This is a genomic window from Janthinobacterium sp. OK676 (assembly GCF_900103595.1).
Taxonomy (GTDB): domain Bacteria; phylum Pseudomonadota; class Gammaproteobacteria; order Burkholderiales; family Burkholderiaceae_D; genus Janthinobacterium.
Genome location: NZ_FNHA01000027.1, coordinates 1 through 5,792, shown reverse-complemented (window position 1 = coordinate 5,792; position 5,792 = coordinate 1). Strand labels below are relative to the sequence as shown.

Genomic DNA, 5,792 nt, shown 5'->3' with positions numbered 1-5,792 from the left:
CCTTTGTCATTGTTGTCTACTACCTTGTTACGATGCTTGCCATTGGGCAGGCGCAGCGCGCAGTCGAGCTTTGCCTTGGCAACGTCGATTCCCAGATTAAACATGCTGTGCTCCTCTTGCGATCTACCTTGTGAATGCGGGCTAACCGGCATGCCGGTGCCAAAGATACTGTCCGATCTTGACATTGAGGATGGGTAACTGGTGCGAGATCTACGAAACTGGCTCGGAGCCTAAGGGCGGATACGGCATCCAGTTACCCGGTCTTGATATGCCTACCAAGATTTTGACAGCGGTCGATACCGTTCGCAATATCACGAACGGCATGAAGGGAATAATACAAGGTCGGATTAGCGTAGCGTAATCCGACAAGTTGGCAGTCAATACCACAGACGAAAAAAAGGCAGCGCTGCGCGCTGCCTTTGTCATATATCACAACATGTTGTGCACGGCGGGGATCGTCATGTTCTCTTCATATTGACACTGTACGATGACTTCCATTCTCATCAAGCAATGTGTGCACCCATGCTGGCCAAGCTTAAACTCCTCAAAACTCCCAAGGGCATCGATAGCGTCCTGATGCTGTCGGCCATGCTGATACTCTGGATCGGCAATTACAGCAACCTCGACCTCATGATCGCCGACAGCATGTTCGACGGTGCGCGTGGGAAATTCGTCGGTGCTGACAGCCCGTGGGCGAGCAGTTTCCAGCTCTGCATGATCTTGCTTGGCGCCGCCTTGATCTGTTTGGCCATCTGGGACATCTTGCATCCGCTGGCCTGGCTGGCATCACGCCGCAGCGCCTTGCGCGTAGTGGCATTGTCGGCTATCTTCGTGCCATTAAGCATCTATTTGCTCTCTTCCTTCAGCGACGTGCCCTGTCCCACGGATTTGTTGCGTTACGGCGGACTGGAACCATACACGCGCCTGCTGGAAACGTTGCCGACCAGCGCATCCGCCATGACATGCCTGCCCGCTACCCAGGCGAATACTGCCTGGTGGATGCTGGCCTTGCCATTGTTCTGCCTGCCTGGACGGCCACGCACGGCGCTTTTCTTCGCCGTCGTCATGCTGCTGTGCGGCTTGACGGCAGGCTGGCAGCAACAGTTGCAAGGTGCACAATTTTTCACGCACACCTTGTGGTCGGCCTGGATCGCCTCTTTCCTGATCTATCTGCTGCATCATTTGTTTCGGGCCGGGGACGCGTTGGCCTGAAATACAAAAGTACGTCACAATCTGCCTGTCGAGTTGTCGTTTCATACAAAAACAGGAGCACCATGAACGAGCAGATTGCGAGAGAAGTGGTATTGGTCCGGGCTATCGAGATGGCCGACCAGAAAAAAGAAGTCCTCAGCGAGGATGACCGCATGTATGCCAGCCGCAGCGCGCGTGAGCTTGCGCAGTGGCAAGCTTCGGGCAAGCAGGCCGAAGTGACCGGTGACGATTTCCTGCAGCAGCGTTCCGAACTGATCATCAAACGCATCACCGAGCGCACTCCCGCCTTCGCCGCTTTCGCGAAACGCCGCAACGGCATGAAGACCCTGGCGCTGGCCTTGCCCCTGCTGGCCTTGCTGCTGGGCGCCGGGCTCGACCGCATCACGGATCCCCACCGCGTGGATCTGCTGTCGGCGCCCTTGTTGCTGATTATTGCCTGGAATGTGATGGTCTACCTGGGCTTGCTGATCTGGCTATGCATCCCCTCGCACTCCCTCGGCTGGCCGAAAGCGGGACTGGTGCGCCACCTGAGCGTGGGCCGCCTGGCTCTGCCGCGCAAGCTGCCGCACGCCTTGTCTTCCGGCTTGCTCAGTTTCATGGGGGAGTGGGCGCACTTGAGCGCCAAGCTGACGGCCGCGCGCCTGAGCCGTACCATTCACCTGAGCGCCGCCATGTTTGCCATCGGTGCCGTCGCTTCACTGTATGCGCGCGGTTTCCTGTCGCAATACGCGGCCGGCTGGGAAAGCACGTTTCTCAGTGCCAGCCAGGTGCACAGCCTGCTTTCGACCCTGTTTGCGCCTGCCATCGCCCTGTTTCATTTGCAAGGCTTTTCGCTGGCGGAAATTGAAGCGCTGCGCTTCCCGCAAACGACGACCGTCGAAGGCGGCGCACGCTGGGTGCATTTGTATGCGGCAACGATTTTCCTGCTGGTCGTCGTGCCCCGCCTGATCCTGACCCTGGTCAACAATTGGCGCGCCGCGCGCCTGGCCAGGCACTTTCCGCTGGATCTCGATCAGCCGTATTTCCGCAAGCTCAATGAAAGCATCGGCGTGGCCACGGGCGGCATGCTGCGTGTCTTGCCGTACAGCTTTACCGTCGATGAGGCGCGTCACAAGGGCCTGGGGCAAATCGCCCTCATGCTGTTTGGCGAACAAGGGCGCATGATGCTGCGTCCATCGACGTCGTATGGCGAAGAACCGCAGGACGTCTTGCGCGGCACGGACCTGAATGACCCGCAAGTCAATATCACTGCCGTGCTGTTCAATCTGACGGCGACGCCGGAAAAGGAAAACCACGGCGCCTTCCTCGATTACCTGGTGCAGTCGTCGGCACGCGGCATCGCCGTCCTGATCGACGAATCCAGCTACCTGGAGCGCGCGGGTGAGCAGGCGGACAACGGCGCGCGTCTGGCGGAACGAGTCGCCTTGTGGCAACAGTTTTGTCAGTTCCATAAAACCACGGCCACCGTGGTCAATTTGCTCAACCCTGCCTTGCACCCGCTCGATGCCGGTGTCGGGCTGAAAGTATCGGCAGCAGCATGAGTGTGAATGTGAATAAAGATGTGCGGGATGATGCGGTGCAAATACAGTTTGCGCTGATTTCGCACACGAATAATGGCAAGACGACCCTGGCGCGCACCTTGGTAGGCGTGGATGTCGGCGAAGTGCGCGACGCCGCCCACGTGACGGTGTTTGCGGAGTCGCATACCTTGCTGGCTACGCCGCAGGGCGATGCCTTGCAATTGTGGGATACGCCCGGCTTTGGCGATTCCGTGCGTCTGCTCAAGCGCCTGGGGCAGTCGGGCAATCCCATCGGCTGGTTCCTGCGCGAAGTGCTGGACCGTTATCGCGACCGCCCGTTCTGGCTCAGCCAGCAAGCGCTGCGCACGGCCAAGGACTCCGCCGATGTGGTGTTGTACCTGGTCAACTCCTCTGAAAATCCCAAGGACGCCGGTTACTTGCCGGCGGAAATGAAAATTCTCGCCTGGCTGGATAAGCCTGTGGTGGTTTTGCTCAATCAGATGGGGCCGCCGCGTCCGGGCAATGAAGAACACAGCGAGCAGGCGCGTTGGCGCGAGCATTTGCAGCAGTATCCGATTGTGCGCGACGTCCTGGCGCTCGACGCCTTTGCCCGCTGCTGGGTGCATGAACGCGTGTTTTACGAAGCCGTGGGTAAATTGTTGCCGCAATCGCAGCAAGCCGGCTATGCGCGTTTGTTTTCTGCGTGGCAAGAGCAGAATACGGCGCGTTTCCGGCAAGCCATGCACTTGCTGGCTACGCAGCTGGCGGTGGCTGGACAGGATCGCGAAGCCATCGAGTCCGGTTCCAAGGGCTTGCTGAAATCGGCCTTGCAAGTCGTGGGCATCGGCAAAAATGCGGAGCAGCAACGCCAGGAAAAGGCCATGGCCAGCCTGGTGGCGCGGCTCAATACGCACAGTGGTGTCATCACGCGTGAGCTTTTGATCCTGCACCAACTCGATCCCACCGATGCGCACAAGATCAATAGCCGGATACGGGAAAATTTCGCCGTGCGCGCGCCGATCGACAAGGCGCAAGCGGGACTATTGGGCGCCATGATTTCCGGTGCGGCGACGGGGCTGTCGGCCGACCTGATTTCCGGCGGCCTGACTTTGGGTACGGGCGCCTTGCTTGGCGGCGTGGTCGGTGCGCTGACGTTTGCGGGCGCCGCCTGGGGCTTTAATTCCGGCACGGACCGCAATGAGCCCATCATGCAATTTACGGATGCCTTCTTGCGCACCCTGGTGGTGGCGGGCGTGCTGCGTTACCTGGCGGTGGCGCACTTTGGCCGTGGCCGCGGCAATTTCGTTGAAAGCGAAGCGCCGGCCTTCTGGCAAGATGAAGTCGAGCAGGCGGTGGCGCGTCATGAGGGCGCATTGGCCGAGTTGTGGAAAGACGTGCGCCGCGAGAAATCAACTGAACTGGCGGCCGAGCGTGTACAGCCCATCATCACGGCGATTACTGCCGATGTGCTGGCGCGCCTGTACCCGGACGTGGCGCAGCAGATGTAAATACGGGCTTTCATCGCCTATTCCAATAGGGCTTACATGAGCACACATAAAATCGCGGTCATCGCCGGTGACGGCATCGGTAATGAAGTCATGCCGGAGGGCTTGCGCGTGATTGAAGCGGCCGCGCGCCATTTCAATATCGACCTGCAGTTTACGACGATGGCGTGGGCCAATTGCGACTATTACCTGGAACACGGGCAAATGATGCCCTCGGACTGGTTTGCGCAACTCAAGGATTTCGACGCCATCTATTTTGGCGCCGTGGGCTGGCCGGACAAGGTGCCCGACCATATCTCGCTGTGGGGCTCCTTACTCAAATTCCGGCGTGAGTTCGATGAGTACGTCAACTTGCGTCCCGTGCGGCTGATGCCGGGCGTGCCGTGCCCGCTGGCGAATAAAAAACCGGGCGATATCGATTTCTATGTGGTGCGTGAAAACACGGAAGGAGAATATTCATCCGTGGGCGGGCGCATGTTCGAAGGGACGGAGCGCGAAACGGTGCTGCAGGAATCCGTTTTTACGCGCAAGGGCGTCGACCGGATATTGAAATACGCATTCGAGCTGGCGCAAAGCCGGCCCAAGAAACACCTGACATCGGCGACCAAATCGAATGGCATTGCCATCAGCATGCCGTATTGGGATGAGCGGGTGGAAACCATGGCGCCGCAATTTCCTGACGTGCGCTGGGACAAATACCATATCGACATCCTGGCTGCCCGCTTTGTATTGAGCCCCGAGCGCTTCGACGTGGTGGTCGCCTCGAATCTGTTTGGGGACATCTTGTCCGACCTGGGTCCCGCCTGTACGGGGACGATTGCCATTGCACCATCGGCCAATATCAATCCGGAGCGCACGTTCCCTTCCGTCTTCGAGCCGGTGCACGGTTCCGCCCCCGATATCTACGGCCAGAATATCGCCAACCCGATCGGCATGATCTGGTCTGGCGCCATGTTGCTGGACTTCCTCGGTAATGGCGAGGCCAATTACACGGCCGCACATGACGCGATAGTGCGCGCCATCGAGCAGGTGCTCGAGCACGGTCCGCGTACGCCCGATATGGGCGGCAGCGCCAGTACGACGGATGTCGGCATGGCGGTTGCCGAATTGCTGAAATAAAGCTTGCCGCCCGTGTGGGGCTTTGCTATAGTTCGCCTCCCCAATGAGACGCACTAGTTTGCGGCACAAAAGGGACAGCCTTCAGGGGCTGGGTAGTAAAAAAGAAGGAGTTGACGGACGTAGCAAATTGCTTCATACTCTTCCTTCTTCGCAGCTGACAAACACAACGCTTTGTCGATAGCGCGAAAGCAGTAGCCGAATACAGTTCTTTAACAATTAACAGTCGATAAGTGTGGGCATTTGATGTAAGTGCAGCGTCAATCTTCGGATTGGCGTCTAACTTAAAATATCAAATGTTCACAAGAAATAATGAAATAGGATACTTCTTCGGAAGTAGCCTGTCAGTTTTTTGAGTGAGCGACCCGTCAGCAATGACGGTGCCGGTAAAACGGCAAAGTAACAGAGATTAAACTGAAGAGTTTGATCCTGGCTCAGA

At 58.1% G+C, this 5,792-nt stretch carries 4 protein-coding genes; all 4 read left to right on the top strand.

Annotated elements, in window-relative coordinates; translation table 11 throughout:
* Positions 1 to 441: 441 nt before the first annotated feature.
* The 4 genes from BLU39_RS27975 to BLU39_RS27960 all read left to right on the top strand — a co-directional run bounded on the left by BLU39_RS27975 (position 442) and on the right by BLU39_RS27960 (position 5,356).
* Positions 442 to 1,212, top strand: coding sequence for a phosphatase PAP2 family protein (locus tag BLU39_RS27975; protein ID WP_139178516.1), 771 nt, complete (start codon positions 442 to 444; stop codon positions 1,210 to 1,212).
* Positions 1,213 to 1,274: 62 nt separating this feature from the next.
* Positions 1,275 to 2,753 carry a DUF2868 domain-containing protein gene (locus tag BLU39_RS27970; RefSeq protein WP_092719732.1) on the top strand — a complete coding sequence of 493 codons (1,479 nt, stop codon included), beginning with the start codon at positions 1,275 to 1,277 and terminating at the stop codon, positions 2,751 to 2,753.
* Positions 2,750 to 4,240 carry a DUF3482 domain-containing protein gene (locus BLU39_RS27965; protein WP_092719729.1) on the top strand — a complete coding sequence of 497 codons (1,491 nt, stop codon included), beginning with the start codon at positions 2,750 to 2,752 and terminating at the stop codon, positions 4,238 to 4,240. The genes BLU39_RS27970 and BLU39_RS27965 overlap by 4 nt, the downstream gene beginning before the upstream one ends.
* A gap of 36 nt (positions 4,241 to 4,276) precedes the next feature.
* Complete coding sequence (locus BLU39_RS27960; protein WP_092719726.1) at positions 4,277 to 5,356, top strand: tartrate dehydrogenase; 1,080 nt, start codon at positions 4,277 to 4,279, stop codon at positions 5,354 to 5,356.
* Positions 5,357 to 5,792: the final 436 nt, after the last annotated feature.